The sequence below is a fragment of the Bosea sp. Tri-49 genome, assembly GCF_003952665.1.
GTDB lineage: Bacteria > Pseudomonadota > Alphaproteobacteria > Rhizobiales > Beijerinckiaceae > Allobosea.
Window position 1 is genome coordinate 4125714 of the sequence record NZ_CP017946.1, and the last position, 18432, is coordinate 4144145.

An 18432-nucleotide genomic window follows, 5' to 3' on the forward strand; every position below is an offset into this window, starting at 1 on the left:
CCGCCTGGGCGAGCCATGAGGACGACGCGGCGCTTTGCGCTTCGCGTCAACGGCGCGAGCCATGAGGTCGAGGGTGAAGCCCAGACGCCGCTGCTGTTCTTCCTACGCAACGACCTTGCACTCAACAGCCCGAAATTCGGCTGCGGCCTTGGCGAATGCGGCGCCTGCACAGTGCTGATCGACGGCCAGGCGGCCCGCGCCTGCGCCCTGCCGGTGCGGCTGGCGGCGGAGCGCGAGATCGTCACGCTCGAAGGGCTCGGCAGCATGGAAGCACCGCATCCGCTGCAGCAGGCTTTCATCGACGCGCAGGCGGCGCAGTGCGGCTACTGCATCGCCGGCATGGTGATGACCGCGAAGGCCTTTCTCGATGTTCGTCCCGACCCGAGCGAGGCGGAGGTGCGCGAAGAGCTGCGCCATAATCTCTGCCGCTGCGGCACCCATGTCGAGATCGTCAAAGCGGTGCTGCTCGCCGCCGAGCGCGGCCGGCAGGACGTGGCGGCCACATGAGCGAGCCCATCTCGCGCAAGACACTGTTGAGGCGTGCCGGGGTGATCGGCGTGGTGGCGCCGCGCAAGGATGCGGCTGCCGACGCCGCGCCGGAGGATGGGCTCGACCTGCATGTCTGCCTGACGGCGGAAGGCCGTGTCTTCGCCTTCAATGGCCATGTCGATCTCGGCACCGGCATCCGAACGGCCCTCGCCCAGATGGTGGCTGAGGAGCTCGATTTCCCGTTCGAAGCGGTCGAGATGGTGCTCGGTGATACCGCCGAGACGCCCGACCAGGGGCCGACCATCGCCAGCGAGACGATCCAGGTCACCTCGGTGGCGATGCGGATCGCGGCGACCCAGATCCGGGCGAAACTGATCACGCTTGCGGCTGCGGCGCTCAGCTGCCGCGAGGACGAGATTGCGCTCGCCGACGGCGTGATCTCACGCAAGGGCGAGAACGCTCAAGCCATCGCCCTGGACACGTTGCTCGCCAATGAGCGCATCCTGCTGCCGCTGGCCGAAAGCGCCGAATTCAAGCAGGTCGATCAGCACAAGCTCGTCGGCCGCTCGGTCGCGCGCGTCGACATCCCAGCCAAGGTCACCGGCAGCTTCGTTTACGTCCACGATGTCCGCGTTGCCGGCATGCTGCATGGCCGGGTGGTGCGCCCGCCCTATGCCGGCATGGACGCCGGCGACTTCGTCGGCCGCAGCTTGATCTCGGTCGATCGCGACTCGATCGCCGACGTGCCCGGCATCCGCGCCCTTGTGGTCGAAGGCGACTTCATCGGCATCGTCGCCGAGCGCGAGGAACAGGCGGCGGAAGCTGCGCTCAAGCTCAAGACGCACTGGCGCGAGTTCACGCCGCCGGACCTCTCCGATCTCGGTCAGGCTTTGCGCACGCATCCTTCGACGCCGCGCCTTCTGGCCGAGGAGGGCGATGTCGAGACCGCGCTGGGTAATCTCGAGACCCGGCTCGACCGGACCTATGTCTGGCCCTACCACATGCATGGCTCGATTGGCCCGTCCTGCGCCGTCGCCGATGTGCGCGCGGACGGCATCACCGTCTGGACCGGCAGCCAGAATCCCTATCCGCTGCAGAACGACCTTGTGCTGCTGACCGGCCTGCCGAAGGAGCGGATCGACGTCATTCGCTTCGAGGCCGCCGGCTGCTATGGCCGCAACTGCGCCGACGACGTCGTCGCCGACGCGGTGCTGCTGTCGCGCGCGGTCGGCGCGCCCGTCCGCGTCCAACTCACCCGCGAGCAGGAGCATCTCTGGGAGCCGAAGGGCGCGGCCCAGCTGATCGACATCAAGGGCGGGCTCGGCTCCGGCGGTTCGCTGAAAGCCTATGATTTCCACACCTGGTACCCGTCGAACGCTGCCCCGACGCTGGCACTGCTGCTGACCGGGCGCATCCCGAACCAGCCGGCAACGCTCAGGATGGGCGACCGCACCGCGATGCCCTCGTATAATTACGAGAACATGCGGCTGACGGCCTATGACATGCCGCCGATCGTGCGGGCGTCCTGGCTGCGCGGCGTCTCGGCCATGCCGAACGTCTTCGCCCATGAGAGCTATATTGACGAGTTGGCGCATGAGGCCGGCGTCGATCCCGTCGAATTTCGCCTGCGCCACATCAATGACGAGCGTGCCGCCGAGCTGACGCGGGCCACGGCGGAGCGGGCGAACTGGCAGCCGCATGTCGGCCCGCGGATGCAGGCCGATGGCGAAGTGCTGCGCGGGCGCGGCTTCGCCCAGGCGCGCTATGTCCATGGCAGCTGGCCGGGCGTCGGCGCCGCCTGGGCGGCCTGGGTCGCCGATGTCGCGGTCAACCGTACGACCGGTGAGGTCACCGTATCCCGCGTCACCGTCGGCCAGGACACCGGCATGATGGTCAACCCCGCCGGGGTGACGCACCAGATCCACGGCAATGTCCTGCAATCGACCAGCCGGGTGCTGCGCGAGGAGGTGACGTTCTCGCAGACCACCGCCGTCGCCAGCCGCGACTGGGGCTCCTATCCGGTGCTGGCCTTCCCGGAATTGCCGGCGATCGACGTCATGCTGATGGACCGGCAGCATCTGCCACCGATGGGCGCGGGCGAGTCGGCCTCCGTCCCGAGCGCGGCGGCGATCGTCAATGCCGTCTTCGACGCGACCGGGGTGCGCTTCCGCGAATTGCCGCTAACGCCGGAGCGCGTGCTCGCCGGCCTCAACGGCACGAAGCTGCTGAAGCCGCCACCCGCGCCTGCGAAACGCCTGCCATGGTGGAGCAAGCTCGGCGCCGCGGTGGCGGGCGCCGCCAGCTTCGCCGCGGTCTCGCTCGCCTTTGCGCCATCGATCGCGCCGATCGCCCGGCCTGATCCCTCGACATGGTCGCCGGCGACGATCGAGCGCGGCCGCCAGCTCGCGGCGCTCGGCGCCTGCGCCGTCTGTCATACCGGCAAGGACGGCGTCCCTTATGCTGGCGGGCTCGCTCTGCCGACACCCTTCGGCACGGTAATGACCACCAACATCACGCCCGATCCGGAGACCGGCATCGGCAGCTGGTCCTATGCCGCCTTCGAGCGGGCGATGCGCGACGGCCTGCATCGCAACGGCCGCCAGCTCTACCCGGCCTTCCCCTATCCGAGTTTCGCCAAGACGAGCGAAGCCGACCTGCAGGCGCTCTATGCCTTCCTGATGTCGCAACCGGCGGTACGCCGGGAGAATGGACCGAGCCGGCTGACCTTCCCGTTCAACCTGCGCCCGCTGATGGCCGGCTGGAACCTGCTGTTCAACCGGCAAGGCGAGCTGAAGCCCGATGCGGCCCGTTCTGCCGCATGGAATCGCGGGCGCTATCTCGTCGACGGACTCGGCCATTGCGGCGCCTGCCACACGCCGCGTAATGCGCTCGGCGCGGAGAAGGGCGGCAGCGCCTATCTCGCCGGCGGCGAGGCGGAAGGCTGGGAGGCGCCGGCGCTGACGAAGCTCTCGGCCGGGCCGATCCCGTGGAGCGAGGCGCAGCTCTACACCTATCTGAAGACCGGCACCTCGCAGCATCATGGCGCGGCGGCAGGGCCGATGGCGCCTGTCATCGGCGAGCTCAGGGAATTGCCCGATGCCGATATTCGGGCGATGGCGAGCTATCTCGCCTCCCTGAATGAGTCTCTACCCGCAGCGGAAGCCGAAGCCCTGGCGGCGCACGTCGGGCAGCAGACAGCGCGGGCTGCCAACCCAACAATCTCGCCTGTCGCGCGTCTCTATGAAGGCGCCTGCGCCGCCTGCCACGAGACCGGCCGCGCCGCGCCGCTGCTCAATGCCGGTCCGGCGCTCGGCCTGTCGTCGAAGCTGCATGCTGCGACACCGGCTAATCTCATCAACATGCTGCTCGAAGGCAGCCAGCACGGCATCGGCTCGATGCCGTCCTTCGCCACCGCGCTCGACGATCGGCAGATTGTGGAGCTGGCGGGTTATCTGCGCGGGCGGTTCGCGCCCGGGAAGCCGGCTTGGGAAGGGATCGAGGCAGCGGTGATAAGGGCGCGGAAGTAGAACGCAGGAGCCGCAACAGAAGACCCCTCTCCTGGAAGGAGAGGGGTAGGGGCGAGGTGTTCGGACTGCACACGTTGGCCTGAACCTAACCGCGCGGTCGGCGATCGCGAAACTGGTCCAACGACCTACACCTCACCCTGCCCTCTCCTTCCAGGAGAGGGTTCCCTGCGCCCTATCGTCATGGGCGAAGCAAGAGTTTCTACCTCAACCCGTCCTCACCCTTGGCTTCGGCATGGGTGAGCCCGCCGACGCGCGGCAGCGGCCGGCCGCCGCTGGTCAGCGCCACCGCGACGACGATCTCGCCGGCGCGCGGTGCATCCGAAATCCGGACTTCCATGCCGTCGAAATGGCTGCGGACATAGGCGGCCGCCTTGTGACCGAGCGGCACGTCGAGCACGACGCCGAGCGAGCCACGCTTCTTCGAGGACGGGATCAGCGCAGGCGCCTTGCCCAGCAGCTTGCGCAGGGGCGCGCCGAGTTTGGGATGCAGGATCGCGGCGGCGTGCTCCAATTCGCCGTCTTCGCCGACGGCGGCCGCCTTGCCATAACCCTGGACCGCCTCGCCCTCGATGCCGAGCACAGCCAGCGCATGGCGGCCGAGCAGGTCGCCGAGCTCCTCGCCGATGTCGATCAGCTCGGAGAGATCGTCCTGATATTTGCCGGCGAAGGGATTGGCGATCACGGCGACCGCCGCAGCGCGCATGATCGGCGGCGAGACCGGCCGGCCGAGCTCGCTATGAGTCTCGTCGAGGATGGTGACGATCTTGCGGATCCTCGCTTTCATCGCAGACCGTCCTCGCCCTTGATCTCGCTCGCCTTGAGACCGCCGACGCGGGCGTGGATGCGCGAGCCGGTGGTCATCACCAGCGCGAACAGCAATTCGTCGGCCCTCGGCGCGTCAGTGATGCCGATCTCGAAGGCGTCGAAGTGGCTGCGAACATAGGAAGCGTTGACATGGGTGACGGGAATGTCGAGCCGCGTTCCGGGCCCGCCGACCTTCTTGGTCGAGGGCACGATCGCCTTGGCGTCGCCCAGCAGTTCGCGCATGGCGTAGCCGCCCGGGACATGCCAGAGCGCACCGTGCTCGAGCTCGCCGGCGGCGCCGACGATGGCGCCCTTGCCATAGCCCTGGATCGCCTTGGCATCGCCGCCCATTGCCGCGAGCAGGCGCTGCGCCATGGCAAGGCCAAAGGGTTTCAGATCATCCATGAAGCCCTGGATGTCCTCGACATAGCGGCCGGCATAGGGATTGGCGATCACGGCCAGCGCCGCGCCGCGCTTCAGCGGCACCGCAGCGGCGGGACCGCCCTCATGATAGATCTCCTCGACGGTCACGGCGTATTTGCGGACGGCGATCTCAGGCACGGGCAAGTCTCCTCTCGGGGTCTTCTTGAACGATCATAGAGGTGGCGAGCGTGCGGCTCACGCCCTTGAGATGCATGGCGGCCGAGACGATCAGGCCGGCTTCTCGCAGGCGCTCCGCCTCGGCGAGGCCGGCGTCGAGCGCGGTCTCGATCTCGTCAGCGGCAAGCGGGCCGACATTGCGAGTCACTAGGCGTTCGCCTAGATCGCTGTCGGCCTGGATGGAACTGGCCGGCAGGCGCTCGACCGCGGGATGGCCGGACAGGTCGATCGCATTGGCGATTACGGTCGCGGCGGCGTCGGCCATGGCGGCTGACGGCGCGAGCACGGTCACCGCTTCTGCAATCCCGAGCGAAAAGCTGCGGCCGGGATAGCCCGAGGTCGCGATGCCCGCGACGCCGTCCTCAGGCCGGATCGTCGCGGTGGCGAAGAACTCCGGCCGGTCAGGGCGCTTCACCAGCCCGATGCGGAATTGCTCACCGGCTGACAGATGCAGGGCGATATCGCCGCCATTGTTGACATAGGCGCGCTGAAGCGGAGCGGCCACGCACATCACACCGAGGATCTCCTGCGCCACCGAGCCGGCAACGGCGGCCATCGGCGTGATGAAGCTGCTGGTGGCGAAGGGCGCCACAGCAGCGTGCATGCGCCGGGCGACCGGCCCGAGCGGCAGAGGACTCGTCCGGCTCACTGCAGTCCGCAGCAGCGTCAACTCATCGCAAAGCTCGGCGAGCAGGCCGTCGAAGCGGCGACTGGCCGCCTCGTGCGCTGCCTTCACCGCGTCCTGCGCTCCGACGGCTTCGATGACGAGATCGATCGGCCCCTGCTGCAGGAGCAGGCGCCTGCCATCCGGCAGGACGCGCGCGGAGGGCTTCTCCCACATCGCCCTAGCCGAGTGAGCGGCGCGGCTGCTCAGGCGCCAGCGGCCAGGGATTGTCCGGGCGCTGCGGCAGGCGCAGCTGGCTGCCGCCCTTGAGCGAGGCAAGCGGCTGGATCGCGTCCATATGCCCGCCGAGTGCCTCGTAATCGGTCCGGCCCATGGTGAATTCGAGCGGCGCGACCAATGCCGGCGTCGGCACATAGCCGAAGGCGTTCTCGGGTAGGCGGGTGACGTCGACCATGAAGGTGATGCCGCCGCCCGGCCAGATGTAGACCGGGGCGCCACCGCAGGTGACATAGGTCAGCGCGTCCTTGACCGAGCGGGTCAGGCGGACCGGGTTCTCGGTGACGCCGGCGCGCAGCGAGCCGCCGGCGCCGCCGATGAACAGCACGGTCGAGAGCGCCGGCTCGCAGTTCTCGGCGATGCGCTCGACCGGCTCGACCAGCGGCTGCGGCATCTGCGTCTCGACCGGCACGAGGTTCTCGTCGAGCTCGTAATAGGCGGCGTGCTCGCCGGTGGTCGAGACCATCAGCAGGCGCAGGCCGGGATAGGCGACCTTGGGGTCGAAGGGCCCGAGAATGGTGAGCGGATCGCTGATATTGGTGCCGCCCCAGCCGGTGCCGGGCTGTGCCACCTGGAAATAGCGACCGGGCGTCGAGCGCCGGCCCTTCAGCTTGATGCCGGTTCCCGCCATGCCCAGCAGCTTGCCGGCCTGGTGCTCCGAAAGAACGCCGGTGATGTGGTCGTCGACGACGACGACCTCGTCGACCTTGCCATGCCATTGCTTGGCGAAGATGCCGATCGTGGCCGAGCCGCAGCCGACACGCATGCGACTTTCCTGGATGCCATTGACGATCGGCGGCTTGCCGGCCTGCACGATCACGGTCTCGCCGTCGTCGATGGTGAGCTCAACCGCCTTGCCGTTGCTGAGCTGGAGCAGCGCGTCGCAGGTGACGCGGCCCTCTTTCTTCGAGCCGCCGGTGAGGTGGTGGACGCCGCCGAGCGACAGCATCTGCGAGCCGTATTCGCCGGTGGTGACGTGGCCGATCGCCTCGCCCTCGACCCGCACCGTCGCCTGTTCGGGGCCGAGGAAGCGGTCGGTGTCGATCTTCACCTTGACGCCGCAATAGCTGAAGATGCCCTCGGTCACGACGGTGACCATGTCGACACCATCGACCTCGGACGAGACGATGAACGGGGCGGGCTTGTAGTCGGGATAGGTCGTGCCGGCGCCGATCGCGGTGATAAAGGTGCCCTGCTGGTGTACGATCTCGCCGTCCCACTCGCGCGATCCGGCGAAGGGAACGATTTCGCCGCCATGCTCCAGCGTGCGCTCCAGCACGACATGCGGCTCCATCCGCACCAGCTCGCCCTCGACATTGCCGTAGCGATCGCAGGCGCCGACGGCGCCGGGCTTGATGAAGCACATCACCGGGCAGGCATCGCAGCGGATCTTGTCGTCCGCGACCGGGCTCGCTTCGTCCAGCGCCATGCTTGATCCTCCCGCAAAGCGGGTCTTAAGGATTTTGTTTGTGTACAAACGATACTGGCGCGCCTCTTAGACCAAGTCAAGACAGCGGCGAGGCGTGAGGCGACGCCCACTCTACGCCCGATTCCGGTGTTGGCCCACGGCCTCAGCCGCCCGGGCCGCGCTCGCGCTGATTCGTCAGCAAAAAGGAGGAGCGGCCACTCAACCTTGCATACAAGATTATTTACGGCAGCGTCGGGTGGGTTTCCTACCCGGCGGAGATGACCCCGAGATGACGCGATTGACGGTTGCAAGCACGGCATCAATGGCGCATTGACAGCCAAATTTTCCCGCTGCTATTGTTTGCATACAAACATATTTGAAGCGGCGTCGCCGCGGGAGAGAGGGCCTGCCATGTATGACAGCTTCGCCACGGATCGCCTGATCGACCATTGGCTGATCGAAGACATCGGCGCCTGCGACCTCACCGTCCAGGTGATGATCGAACCCGGCGAGACCGGCAAGTTCCAGATGAACGCCCGCGAGCCGATGATCGTCGCCGGCGTCGAGATCGCCGCCCGGGTGTTCAAGCGCTACGATCCCGAGCTCAAGGTGACCCTGCTGGTCAAGGATGGCGACAAGGTTGAGAAGGGCGCGATCCTGGTCGAGATCGAGGGCGCCGCCCGCAGCGTGCTCACCGCCGAGCGCACCGCGCTCAACATCGCCCAGCGCCTCTCCGGCATCGCCAACGAGACCGCCCGCTATGCCGCCGCCATGGCCGGCAGCAAGGCGCGCCTGATCGACACCCGCAAGACGACGCCGGGCCTGCGCATGATGGAAAAGCATGCCGTGACCTGCGGCGGCGGCCTCAACCACCGGCTCGGCCTCGATAACGGCGTTATGATCAAGGACAATCACATCGCCGTCTGCGGCAGCATCACCGCCGCCGTCGAGCGCGCCCGCAAGAAGCTGCCGGTGCTGACCAAGCTCGAGGTCGAATGCGACCGGCTCGAGCAGGTCGAAGAGGCGGCGAAGGCCGGCGCCGACGTGATCATGCTCGACAACATGTCGGTCGCCGACATGACCAAGGCGGTCGAGCTGATCGCCGGCCGCGCCAAGGTCGAGGCCTCCGGCGGCATCAACATCGACACGATCGGCCCGATCTCCAGGACCGGTGTCGACTACATCTCGACCAGCAAGATCACCCAGTCGGCGCCGGCGGTGGACATCGGCCTCGACGAAGCCTGAGCAAAGATGCGGCCCGGTACCTTCTTCCTCGTCGTCGGCCCGAGCGGGGCCGGCAAGGATTCGCTGATCGACGGCGCCCGCGCCTTGCTGGAGCCGACCGGCCGCTATGTCTTCGCCCGTCGCGTCGTGACCCGCCCGGCCGGCTCGCCGGGCGAGGATCACGAGGCGGCGACGGACGAGGCCTTCGACGCGCGCGAGGCCAAGGGCGACTTCCTGATCACCTGGGGCGCCCATGGCCTGCGCTATGGGCTGCCGGCCGAGCTGAAGCGCCTGGTCGAGGCCGGCCGCAACGTCATCGCCAACGGCTCGCGCGCCACGATCGCGGCGCTCGCCGGCCGCCTGCCGCGCTTCGTCGTCGTCGAGGTCACCGCGCCGCCCGAGGTGCTCGCCGCCCGCATCGCCGGGCGCGGGCGCGAGAGTGGCGAGGCGATCGAGAAACGCCTGTCGCGCACGGTCGAGCCGCGTCCGGAAGGGATCAGGGCGGCGACGATCTGCAACGACCAGAGCGTCGAGATCGGCGTCGAGCGCTTCATCGCCGCGGTCGAGGCCGCCGCCAACACGATGCGGCTGCGCCGGCTGCCGCTCTTCGCTGGCAGAGCGCATTGCGCCTATCTCCCGGCCAAGGGCGAGATCGTCAACGGCTTCGACTATCTCGGGCCGGGCCGGATCGAGATTTCGGGAGCGACAGCCAGCACCCGCTCGGATGTGCAGGTCATCGACCTGCCCTCGCTGCTGGCCGGCGACGAGATCGGTCTGTCAGCGGAGGCTTTCGACGAGCTCGGCTTGCCCGAGGGCAGCGAGGTCACGCTCCGACGCACGCCCTCGCCCGAGAGCCGCGCGGCGCTGACCCGCAAGATCCAGGGCGGCGAACTGTCGGAAGAGCAGTACCACACGCTGATCCGCGACATCGTCGAAGCGCGCTATCCCGATGGCGAGGTCGCGGCCTTCCTGGTCGCGGCGACGCAGAAGCTCTCCGACAAGGAGGTCGTCTCGTTGGCGCGGGTGCGCACGCGCTTTGCGCAGAGGATCACCTGGCCCGACAAGATCGTCGTCGACAAGCATTCGATGGGCGGAATTCCCGGGAGCCGGATCACCCTGATCGTGGTGCCGATCGTTGCCGCGCACGGCACTCTGCTGATGCCCAAAACCTCCTCGCGCGCCATCACCTCCGCCGCCGGCACGGCCGACGCGATGGAGGCGCTCGCCCGCGTCGAGCTCAACCCGGCAGAGCTGCGCGCTTGCGTCGAAAAAGCACGCGGCTGCATCGCCTGGAACGGGCGGTTGAACCACTCCGTCGTTGATGACGTGATGAACGCGATCACGCGGCCGCTCGGCATCGATTCGAACCGCTGGTCGGTCGCCTCGATCCTGTCGAAGAAGCTCACCGCGGGCTCGACCCATGTCATCGTCGACTTGCCCTATGGCCCACGCACCAAGCTGAAAAGCGGGGCGGAGGCAGCCGAGCTCGCGAAACTGTTCGAGACGGTCGGAGCCGGGCTCGGCCTCGTGGTCAAAGCCTTCCCGACCGACGGGACCCGCCCGATCGGGCGTGGCATCGGCCCGGCGCTGGAATGCCGCGATGTCGGCTGGGTGCTCGACAACGACCCGCAGGCGCCGACCGACCTCGTCGAGAAAGCACTATTCTTCGCCAGCCGCATCCTCGGCTGGGACCCGGCGCTGGGCTCGGTCGCGGCCGGGCGTGCACGGGCAGAGGAGCTACTGCGCTCCGGCGCAGCGCGCGCCGCCTTCGAGCGGATCATCGACGCGCAGGGCCGGCGCGAACCGCCGGTCGCGCCCGGTCTGCTCGTCCATACGGTGCGCTCGCCCAAGGCCGGCACGGTCAGCGAGATCGACGGCTGGGCGGTCGCGGGAATCGCGCGGCGCGCTGGCGCGCCCTTCGACAAGGCGGCTGGCATCGACCTGCGCCGTCATGTCGGCGACCGCGTCGCGGTGGGCGATCCGCTCTTTGTCATCCACGCCAGCGCCTCGAGCGATCTCGATGAAGCGAAGGCGATGGCGGAAGGGTGTGATTGCTACATGATCGGCTAGCGGTAACGCCTCAGCGCAGCTGCTTCAGCAGGGCGATCAGCGTGGCGCGCTGATTGGTCGCGAGCGGGGCCAGCGTCACCTTCGTCACCGTCTCGGCCTTGGGCAGCAATTCGCGGGTGTAGTCGACGCCGGCCGGGCTGAGCTCGACGATGAGCCGGCGGCCATCTTCGGGATCGGGCTTGGTCTGCACCAGCTTGCGCTTGAGCAGACGGTCGACCACGCCCTTGATCGTGGCGGCATCCATCGCCGTCTGGCGGCCGAGCAGGTTCTGCGAGGAGCCGCCGTCCTGATAAAGCCGGGCCAGCACCGCCCATTGCGTCGGCGTCAGGTCGCTGCCCATGATCTCGTTGAAGATCGAGACATGGCGCTGCGCCGCCTGACGCATGATGAAGCCGACCTGTTCAGCGAGGTCATAAGCTTCCTCGGCAGGCTCGGACGTCTCGGCCGCACTGCTCGGTCGCGCCATCGCTGATCCTCGTTCGTATACGAACGACATTCCTAACCGTTTTCTTGGGCGCGTCCAACGCCACAGCGGTGGCCGCCGTTCAAACCGTCGTCCAGCGTCCCTCACGGAAGCTCGTGGCTGCGGCATCGACCGTGCGCTCGATGCGCAATCCGGCTTCGAAATCGAGGAGATGCGTCGGTTCGCCGGCGATGGCCCGCAGCAGTTCGCGGCATTCGATGATCTTGAGTTCGTTGAAGCCGAGGCCGTGGCCAGGCGCCGGGATGAAGCGACCATAAGGTTCGTGCGCTGGGGCGGTCAGGATGCGGCGGAAGCCCTGGACATCGCTGGCGCCCTCGGCGGTATAGAGCTCGATCTCGTTCATCCGCTCCTGATCATAGGCGATCGTGCCCTTCGCACCGAAGACCTGCAGCGCGATCCGGCCCTTGCGGCCCCAGGCCGAGCGATTGAGTGCGACGAGCCCCGATGCACCGGAAGACAGGCGCAGCAGCAAGGTGGCGATGTCGTGTGTCTCGACCGGTCGCCTGCCGCCGGCTGCGAGTGAGCGCTCGGCATAGGGCCTGGCCATGTCAGCCATGACGGCTTCGACCTCGCCGATGAGCACCTTGATCAACGAGAAGGCATGCACGCCGAAATCGTCGAGCGCGCCATGACCGGAGGCGGCATCGCTCTTCCAGGAGAAGAGCGCGCCGGCATCGGCCATGAAATCCTCGTCCATCTCGACGCGGACATGGTTGACCGCGCCGATGACACCATCGGCGATCAGGCGCTGCGCCAGCCGGATCGCCGGGTTCTGGATGTAGTTGTAGCCGAGCGCCGCAACCGTGCCGGCCGCCTTCGCCGCCGCCAGCATCGCTTCAGCATCGCCGAGGCTGGTCGCCATCGGCTTCTCGCACCAGACATGCTTGCCGGCCTCAAGCGCCGCGATCGCCATCTCAGCATGAAAGGCGTTCGGCGTGGTGATCGAGACGACATCGACATCGGGATGGGCGATGAGCGCCTTCCAGTCGGTGGTCGACTCCGTGAAGCCGAACTCGCCGGCGCGCTGCGCCGCAAGGGCTTCGTCGACCTCGCAGAGCACCGCGAGCTTCGGACGGGGCACATCGCCGAAGACCGGCGCGACGGCGTTCCAGGCGAGCGCATGGCACTTGCCCATATAGCCGGTGCCGATCAGGCCAACGCCAAGCGCGCGCATGGGCAATCTCCGTAGCGAAGAAGGGAGAGCGGGTGATTTCCCGAGCGTCAGACCGTGCCGCCGAGGTCGGCCGAGAGCGCCTGCAATTCCTTGCCTCCGGCCATCAGGTTCTGCAGCTCGTCCATGGCGATGCCGGACTTGGCGTAAGTGCCAAGCGTCTTGCCGCGGTTGAGCACGGTGAAGCGGTCGCCGACGGCATAGGCGTGGCGGACATTGTGGGTAATGAAGATCACGCCCAGGCCCTTGGCACGCACCAGATTGATGTATTTCAACACCATCGAGGTCTGGGCGACACCGAGTGCAGAGGTCGGCTCGTCGAGGATCAGCACCTTGGCGCCGAAATAGACGGCGCGGGCGATGGCGACGCATTGGCGCTCGCCGCCCGAGAGCGTGCCGACCGCCTGATGCGGATCGCGGATGTCGATGCCGATCCTGTGCATCTCGTCGCGGGTCACCGCATGGGCGAGGTCGAAATTGATCCATTTCAGCGGACCGAAGCCACGGATCGGCTCGCGGCCCATGAAGAAGTTCCGCGTGATCGACATCAGCGGAATCATCGCCAGGTCCTGGTAGACGGTGGCGATGCCGGCATCGAGCGCGTCGCGCGGGCTCGAGAAGGCCACCGGCCTGCCCTCGACCAGGAACTCGCCCGAGCTCGGCTTATGGCAACCCGACAGCGTCTTGATCAGCGTCGACTTGCCGGCGCCATTGTCGCCGAGCAGGCAGAGCACCTCGCCTGAGGAGACCTTGAGCGAGACGCCCGAGAGCGCGATCACCGAGCCGAAATGCTTGACGATGTCGCGGACCTCGATGAGCGGGGCCTGTTCCGGAGCTGTCGTCATGCTCAGCGCTCCCCTGTCGCCTTGCGGCGGATGAAGTTGTTGAACAGCACGGCGAGCAGCAGCATGCCGCCAAGGAAGACCTGGAACCAGTCGCTGTCGAAGCTGGTGTAGGTCAGGCCGATCGAGACCATCCCGAAGATGATCGCGCCGAAGAAGGCACCGACCGCCGAGCCGTAACCGCCGGTGAGCAGGCAGCCACCGATCACCGCGGCGATGATCGCCTCGAACTCCTTCTGGAAGCCGCGGCGGGCATCGGTCGAGCCGGCGTCGAGCACGGTCAGGATAGCAACGAGCGTGGCGGCGCAGGCGGTCAGCACGAACAGGGTCGTCTTGACCATGTTGACCGGCACGCCGGAATTGCGGGCCGCATTGGGGTCGCCGCCGGCGGCGAAGATCCAGTTGCCGAAGCGGGTGCGCAACAGGACATAGGTCGCGAGCGCCGCGATGGCGAGGAACCAGAGGACCCCGACGGGCACGCCGGTCACGGTCGGCGTGCCATTCGGGAACTTGGCGATCAGGTTGGCTTGCGCCAGCCAGGCGAACAGCCCCTCCAGCGCCTGGCCGGAGAAGAGCTCGCGGACCACGCCCTGCCCCGCCTTGTCGCCGATGCCGCGCAACTGCGTCGAGCCGCCCGTCGCCCATTTCAGCCCGACCAGCGAGAGCCCGCGCAGGATGAAGAGGAAGGCGAGGGTGACGATGAAAGAGGGCAGGCGCGTGCGGATGACGATCTGGCCGTTCACCGCCCCCATCAACCCGGCGAAGACGAAGGTCGCGACGATCGCCGCCAAGAGCGGCAGGTCGCCGACGACGATCAGCGCGCCGAAGATCAGGCCCGCGAAGGCGATCATCGAGCCGATCGAGAGATCGAATTCGCCGCCGATCATCAGCAGCGCCGCCGCAATGGCAAGGATGCCGAGCTGCGATGCCGGCGAGAGCACCGTCATCACCCCGGCAAGCGTGAACATCGCCGGGTTGGCGGTGAGGCCGAAGAAGGCGGTCACCAGGACAAGGCCGGCGACGGCCCCGAGCTCGGGCCGGCGCATCAGCCGGGCGAGGAGCGAGACACGGCGCAACCGTTCGTCGCGAGCCGTGGCGACAGGGTCATTGGGCCGGGACGAGCCCGCGGCAAGATCGGCGGTCGACGTCGTCATGGCGCGCCTCCTAAGCTTCTGAACGATCCGGGAGGAGGGGCGGCGCGGGTCAGCGCCGCCCATGCAGCCTCAGCGGATGCCCTTGGCCGAGAGGTCGACGACCTGAGCCGCCTTCTCCTTGGTGACCAGGTTCGGGCCGGACGGAACGTTGCCGCCGGGGACGAGGCCGTATTCGGCGTTGAGCGCCAGGAAAGCGACCGGCAGATAGCCCTGCAGGAACTGCTGCTGGTCGATGCCGAAGGCCGCTTCGCCCGCCGCGATCGCCTTGAGGAAATTGGCCGAGAGATCAAAGGTCGCGACGCGGACGGTGGCGATCTTGCCAGCTTCCTTGACGCCCGCCAGGGTCGGCTCGCCGCCGAGCGAGGCGCTGAGCGCCATCACCGTATCGACGCTGGCGTCGGAGAGCGCCGCCTTGACCTTGGAGCGGATCTCGGACGGATCGTTCGAGACCGGCAGGGTCGTGACCTTGCCCTTGAAGCCTTCGGCGAAACCCTTGCAGCGCAAATCGAGCGCGACATTGCCGACCTCGTGGTTGACGCAGACGCCGACCTTGCCGCCCATGCTGGCGAGCTTCTCGCCGGCGGCCTTGCCGGCATCGAACTCGTCCTGGCCGACATGCAGCAGGGCGCCGAGCTTCTTCGAGACGTCCGAGCCGGAGTTCATCGAGATCACCGGGATACCGGCGGCGACGGCCTTCTGGATGGAGGGGCCGAGCGCCGAGGCGTCGGGGATCGAAACGACGAGGCCGGCCGGCTTCTGGTTCACCGCGGCGTCGATCAACTGACTCATCGCCACCATGTCGAAGGTCTCGGGGGCGCGATAATCGACGGAGACCTTGAGGTCGGCTGCCGCCTTGGCGACGCCGTTCTTGACTACCGACCAGAACGGGTCCGCGGCCTGGCCATGGCTGACGACGATGATCCTGGTGTTCTGGGCGACGCCCGGCGTCGCACCGGCGACGGCGATGGCGGCGACAGCAATCATCACTGCGAGAAAACGCTTCATCTCATCCTCCCATGCGGGGATGCCCCCGCTTTCGTTGTCGGTCCGATCGGGCGCGATCGGCCGGTTGTCGGGCGATTTGGCGGGCCGCGAAGCGTCGCGGACTACCTGGATGGCGAAGAAGGGAGGACGCACTTCGAGCGCGGCCGCCGACTCTGCGCTTCATTCAAAACGAAACAAAAAAACCGTTTTTGATATTCAATAGAATAATCATTCCACTGCGCATGCACGCCTGTCAAGCGCCTTCTGCGCCGATCACATACCGGAGCGTGTGCCTGTTCATTCCACCCGGATCGGAGAAACCCATCACCAATATCGATTTGCCAGGAGCGGGCCGTCGCCTCGATTGTCGCTGATCGAAACGGCGCGCTCAGCGTCCGGGATCAGGGGACATTCATGGGTCTGCCAGCGACTGCGCGCATCGATATCGGGCGCTTCTGGACGACGATCGAACGCTCCGGCGAGATCGGCATCGGCCGGCCGGGTGGGCTGTCGCGGCTGGCGCTCGGCGATGCCGACAGAGAGGTGCGCGACGTCTTCGTCGAGTGGTGCCGGCAGGCGGGCCTGAGCGTACGGGTCGACGGTATCGGCAACATCTTCGCGCGCCGAGCCGGGCAGGACAACAGCCTGCCGCCGGTGGTGATGGGCAGCCATCTCGACACGCAGGTGAATGGCGGGCGCTTCGACGGCATCGCCGGCGTGCTCGGCGGGCTTGAGGTCTGCCGCACGCTCGACCAGCTCGGCCACCGCACGAAACGGCCGATCGAGGTCGTCAACTGGACCAATGAGGAGGGCGGGCGCTTCTCGCCGCCGATGGTCGGCTCGGGCTGCTTCACCGGCGCCTATACGCTCGACTGGGCGCTGGGCCGGCGCGACGACGACGGCAGGACGATCGGCGAGGAACTCGACCGGATCGGCTATCGCGGCGAGATGGAGGCAGCTCCCCACCCCTTCGATGCCTATGTCGAGTTCCATATCGAGCAGGGACCGATCCTCGACCGCGAGGGCATGCAGGTCGGCGTCGTCACCGGCGGCTACGCTAGCACCGGCATGCTGGTCGAGTTCAAGGGCGAAACCGCTCATACCGGCCCTTGGCCAATGGAGCGGCGCAGGAACGCGCTGATCGCCGGGGCGCGCCTGCTCGTCGCTGTCGACGATCTCGGCTGGGAGCACGCCGGCAGCGGCGGCAAGGCGACGGCCTCGCGGCTGGTGGCCTGGCCGAACAAGCCGGGCATCCTTTCGGACTGGGCGCAGGCGACCTGCGATGTCCGTCATGCCGACCCGGAAACTGCTGCGGTGATGGCCGAGCGCGTGCGCCGCGCCGTGCATGAGGCGGCGGCGCGGGCCGATTGCACGGCAGAGATCCTCGATGTCTGGAACTGGGGCGGCAAGGTCTTCGCCGACGAGCTGATCGAACAGGTCCGCGCCACCTCGCTCGGCCTCGGCTACCGCACGCGCGATATCCTGAGCCAGGCCGGGCACGACGCCTATTTCGTCGCCCGCCACGCGCCGACGACGATGATCTTTTCACCCTGCAAAGGCGGCATCACCCACAACAATCAGGAGCTCTGCACACCGGATGATCTCAAGCCCGGTCTCAACGTACTGCTGCACACCGTGGTGGCGCGGGCGGACCGCTGAGCTTCAGCCGATCGCCGCTACACATTCGATCTCGATGTCGAAGGGCAATGGCCAGGGCCGGATCGCGGCGCTGGTCCGGGCCGGGAAGCCCGTGGTGAAGTAAGTCCGATAGACCGCGTTGACCCCGCCCATCAGCGCGGGATCGGTGACGAAGATCGTCGCCTTGATCACCTCATCGAGCGAGGAGCCGCCATGGCGCAAGGTGACCGCGAGTGCATCCATCGCGGCGCGCGTTTGCGTCTCGATATCGCCACTGACGATCTCGCCGGTTACGGTGTCGATCGGCGGCATGCCGCAGGTGAAGAGCAGGTCGCCGACGCGGGCCAGTGCCGAGGTCGGCGCGCCGAGCCGGCGGATCGCCTCGGAGATGACGGGAACTTCGATGATCTCACGGCGCATGATGTGATCTATTCTCCCTTGTCTGCGGTGGGATAAACCCGCTCACCGGCCCCGTAGCAGGCCATCAATACCGGCAGCGCAGAAGCCGGTGAGGCGCTGCAAAAGCTGTTCGGCATTCTCGACCACCGGCACGGCATCGCGCTCCTGGTCGAGTCGTGTGGCGCGGTCGCCGGCGGCCATGGTCATGACCAGCGCCCCGACCATGAAGAGATAGGCGTCGACAAGCGCCCCCTCTGGCGCCTGCGGATAGACCTTGCCCAGCGCCGCAACGAACTGCCGTGCGGTCGGATCGAAATGCTCGGCGACGACGCCGCGTGCCGCCTCGCGCGGGTCGACGGCTTCGCGGGCGGTCATCATGGCAAAGGCCGCGCCCTGCACGCCCTCGCTGAATCGCTGGCGGACGGAGGGGCCGATCAAGGCGGCGACGATCTCGCCGATGTCGAGAGCCGGCCGGGCCATGGCCTCACCGAGCGCCTGCGCACGCGCTAGCGCCAGGGCATGGGCCCGGCGGGCGAAGACGGCGCGGTAGAGCGCTTCCTTCGAGCCGAAATGATAGCTGAGCTGCGAGAGCCGTACGCCCGCCGCCGCCGCAAGATCGCGCATCGAGGCGCCGTCGGCACCCCCGCGTTCGGCAAAAAGCCGCTCGGCAGCGTCGAGAATGCGATCTCTCGTCGGCATCGCGGACATCCAGCCCCCTCCAAAATCCAGCGATTCCC

At 67.6% G+C, this 18432-nt stretch carries 16 protein-coding genes; 5 read left to right on the plus strand and 11 right to left on the minus strand.

The window, feature by feature from the left end:
- The first annotated feature begins 15 nt into the window (after window positions 1-15).
- Together BLM15_RS19910 and BLM15_RS19915 are read left to right on the plus strand one after the other, a co-directional pair.
- Window positions 16-507 carry a (2Fe-2S)-binding protein gene (locus tag BLM15_RS19910; protein WP_126114385.1) on the plus strand — a complete coding sequence of 164 codons (492 nt, stop codon included), beginning with the start codon at window positions 16-18 and terminating at the stop codon, window positions 505-507.
- Window positions 504-4016 carry a molybdopterin cofactor-binding domain-containing protein gene (locus tag BLM15_RS19915; RefSeq protein WP_126114386.1) on the plus strand — a complete coding sequence of 1171 codons (3513 nt, stop codon included), beginning with the start codon at window positions 504-506 and terminating at the stop codon, window positions 4014-4016. The genes BLM15_RS19910 and BLM15_RS19915 overlap by 4 nt, the downstream gene beginning before the upstream one ends.
- A gap of 199 nt (window positions 4017-4215) precedes the next feature.
- On the opposite strand, the gene BLM15_RS19920 is transcribed toward BLM15_RS19915, so the two are convergent.
- The 4 genes from BLM15_RS19920 to BLM15_RS19935 are packed head-to-tail and all read right to left on the minus strand — an operon-like array spanning window position 4216 to window position 7750.
- Window positions 4216-4800, minus strand: a complete 585-nt coding sequence (locus tag BLM15_RS19920) for an amino acid synthesis family protein (protein ID WP_126114387.1) — start codon at window positions 4798-4800, stop codon at window positions 4216-4218.
- The gene (locus BLM15_RS19925; RefSeq protein WP_126114388.1) at window positions 4797-5381 is read right to left on the minus strand and encodes an amino acid synthesis family protein; all 585 of its coding nucleotides are present in this window, start codon (window positions 5379-5381) and stop codon (window positions 4797-4799) included. The genes BLM15_RS19920 and BLM15_RS19925 overlap by 4 nt, the downstream gene beginning before the upstream one ends.
- Window positions 5374-6261: a UPF0280 family protein gene (locus BLM15_RS19930; RefSeq protein ID WP_126114389.1), complete on the minus strand. Its 888-nt coding sequence runs from the start codon at window positions 6259-6261 to the stop codon at window positions 5374-5376. The genes BLM15_RS19925 and BLM15_RS19930 overlap by 8 nt, the downstream gene beginning before the upstream one ends.
- A gap of 4 nt (window positions 6262-6265) precedes the next feature.
- Entirely contained in the window at window positions 6266-7750 is a 1485-nt protein-coding gene (locus BLM15_RS19935; protein ID WP_126114390.1) for a 6-hydroxynicotinate reductase, read from the minus strand.
- A gap of 390 nt (window positions 7751-8140) precedes the next feature.
- Here BLM15_RS19935 and nadC point away from each other — a divergent pair, with 390 nt between their 5' ends.
- Together nadC and phnN are read left to right on the plus strand one after the other, a co-directional pair.
- On the plus strand, window positions 8141-8974 hold the full coding sequence (gene nadC, locus BLM15_RS19940) for a carboxylating nicotinate-nucleotide diphosphorylase (RefSeq protein ID WP_126114391.1): 834 nt from the start codon (window positions 8141-8143) through the stop codon (window positions 8972-8974).
- Between the two features lie 6 nt (window positions 8975-8980).
- Entirely contained in the window at window positions 8981-11023 is a 2043-nt protein-coding gene (phnN, locus tag BLM15_RS19945) for a phosphonate metabolism protein/1,5-bisphosphokinase (PRPP-forming) PhnN (RefSeq protein ID WP_126114392.1), read from the plus strand.
- Window positions 11024-11033: 10 nt separating this feature from the next.
- Here phnN and BLM15_RS19950 read toward each other — a convergent pair whose 3' ends face one another.
- From BLM15_RS19950 to BLM15_RS19970, 5 genes are all read right to left on the minus strand, one after another.
- Window positions 11034-11489, minus strand: a complete 456-nt coding sequence (locus tag BLM15_RS19950; protein WP_126114393.1) for a MarR family winged helix-turn-helix transcriptional regulator — start codon at window positions 11487-11489, stop codon at window positions 11034-11036.
- Between the two features lie 79 nt (window positions 11490-11568).
- Window positions 11569-12681: a Gfo/Idh/MocA family protein gene (locus BLM15_RS19955; protein ID WP_126114394.1), complete on the minus strand. Its 1113-nt coding sequence runs from the start codon at window positions 12679-12681 to the stop codon at window positions 11569-11571.
- A gap of 47 nt (window positions 12682-12728) precedes the next feature.
- On the minus strand, window positions 12729-13523 hold the full coding sequence (locus BLM15_RS19960) for an ATP-binding cassette domain-containing protein (protein ID WP_126114395.1): 795 nt from the start codon (window positions 13521-13523) through the stop codon (window positions 12729-12731).
- 2 nt (window positions 13524-13525) lie between these two features.
- The gene (locus BLM15_RS19965) at window positions 13526-14674 is read right to left on the minus strand and encodes an ABC transporter permease (protein WP_126114396.1); all 1149 of its coding nucleotides are present in this window, start codon (window positions 14672-14674) and stop codon (window positions 13526-13528) included.
- Window positions 14675-14743: 69 nt separating this feature from the next.
- Complete coding sequence (locus tag BLM15_RS19970; RefSeq protein ID WP_126114397.1) at window positions 14744-15679, minus strand: sugar ABC transporter substrate-binding protein; 936 nt, start codon at window positions 15677-15679, stop codon at window positions 14744-14746.
- 393 nt (window positions 15680-16072) lie between these two features.
- Between BLM15_RS19970 and BLM15_RS19975 the strand changes: the two genes are divergently transcribed.
- A complete protein-coding gene (locus tag BLM15_RS19975) occupies window positions 16073-17317 on the plus strand; it encodes a Zn-dependent hydrolase (protein WP_126114398.1) in 1245 nt (414 codons plus the stop codon).
- Between the two features lie 3 nt (window positions 17318-17320).
- Here BLM15_RS19975 and BLM15_RS19980 read toward each other — a convergent pair whose 3' ends face one another.
- Window positions 17321-17716, minus strand: coding sequence for a RidA family protein (locus tag BLM15_RS19980; RefSeq protein WP_126114399.1), 396 nt, complete (start codon window positions 17714-17716; stop codon window positions 17321-17323).
- 42 nt (window positions 17717-17758) lie between these two features.
- Entirely contained in the window at window positions 17759-18394 is a 636-nt protein-coding gene (locus BLM15_RS31925; RefSeq protein ID WP_269467518.1) for a TetR/AcrR family transcriptional regulator, read from the minus strand.
- Window positions 18395-18432 lie beyond the last annotated feature (38 nt).

Coding starts and splice junctions, on each gene's coding strand:
- BLM15_RS19910 (WP_126114385.1), top strand. CDS start 16: ATGAGGACGACGCGGCGCTTTGCGCTTCGCGTCAACGGCGCGAGCCAT.
- BLM15_RS19915 (WP_126114386.1), top strand. CDS start 504: ATGAGCGAGCCCATCTCGCGCAAGACACTGTTGAGGCGTGCCGGGGTG.
- BLM15_RS19920 (WP_126114387.1), bottom strand. CDS start 4,800: ATGAAAGCGAGGATCCGCAAGATCGTCACCATCCTCGACGAGACTCAT.
- BLM15_RS19930 (WP_126114389.1), bottom strand. CDS start 6,261: ATGTGGGAGAAGCCCTCCGCGCGCGTCCTGCCGGATGGCAGGCGCCTG.
- BLM15_RS19935 (WP_126114390.1), bottom strand. CDS start 7,750: ATGGCGCTGGACGAAGCGAGCCCGGTCGCGGACGACAAGATCCGCTGC.
- nadC (WP_126114391.1), top strand. CDS start 8,141: ATGTATGACAGCTTCGCCACGGATCGCCTGATCGACCATTGGCTGATC.
- phnN (WP_126114392.1), top strand. CDS start 8,981: ATGCGGCCCGGTACCTTCTTCCTCGTCGTCGGCCCGAGCGGGGCCGGC.
- BLM15_RS19950 (WP_126114393.1), bottom strand. CDS start 11,489: ATGGCGCGACCGAGCAGTGCGGCCGAGACGTCCGAGCCTGCCGAGGAA.
- BLM15_RS19955 (WP_126114394.1), bottom strand. CDS start 12,681: ATGCGCGCGCTTGGCGTTGGCCTGATCGGCACCGGCTATATGGGCAAG.
- BLM15_RS19960 (WP_126114395.1), bottom strand. CDS start 13,523: ATGACGACAGCTCCGGAACAGGCCCCGCTCATCGAGGTCCGCGACATC.
- BLM15_RS19965 (WP_126114396.1), bottom strand. CDS start 14,674: ATGACGACGTCGACCGCCGATCTTGCCGCGGGCTCGTCCCGGCCCAAT.
- BLM15_RS19970 (WP_126114397.1), bottom strand. CDS start 15,679: ATGAAGCGTTTTCTCGCAGTGATGATTGCTGTCGCCGCCATCGCCGTC.
- BLM15_RS19975 (WP_126114398.1), top strand. CDS start 16,073: ATGGGTCTGCCAGCGACTGCGCGCATCGATATCGGGCGCTTCTGGACG.
- BLM15_RS19980 (WP_126114399.1), bottom strand. CDS start 17,716: ATGCGCCGTGAGATCATCGAAGTTCCCGTCATCTCCGAGGCGATCCGC.
- BLM15_RS31925 (WP_269467518.1), bottom strand. CDS start 18,394: ATGCCGACGAGAGATCGCATTCTCGACGCTGCCGAGCGGCTTTTTGCC.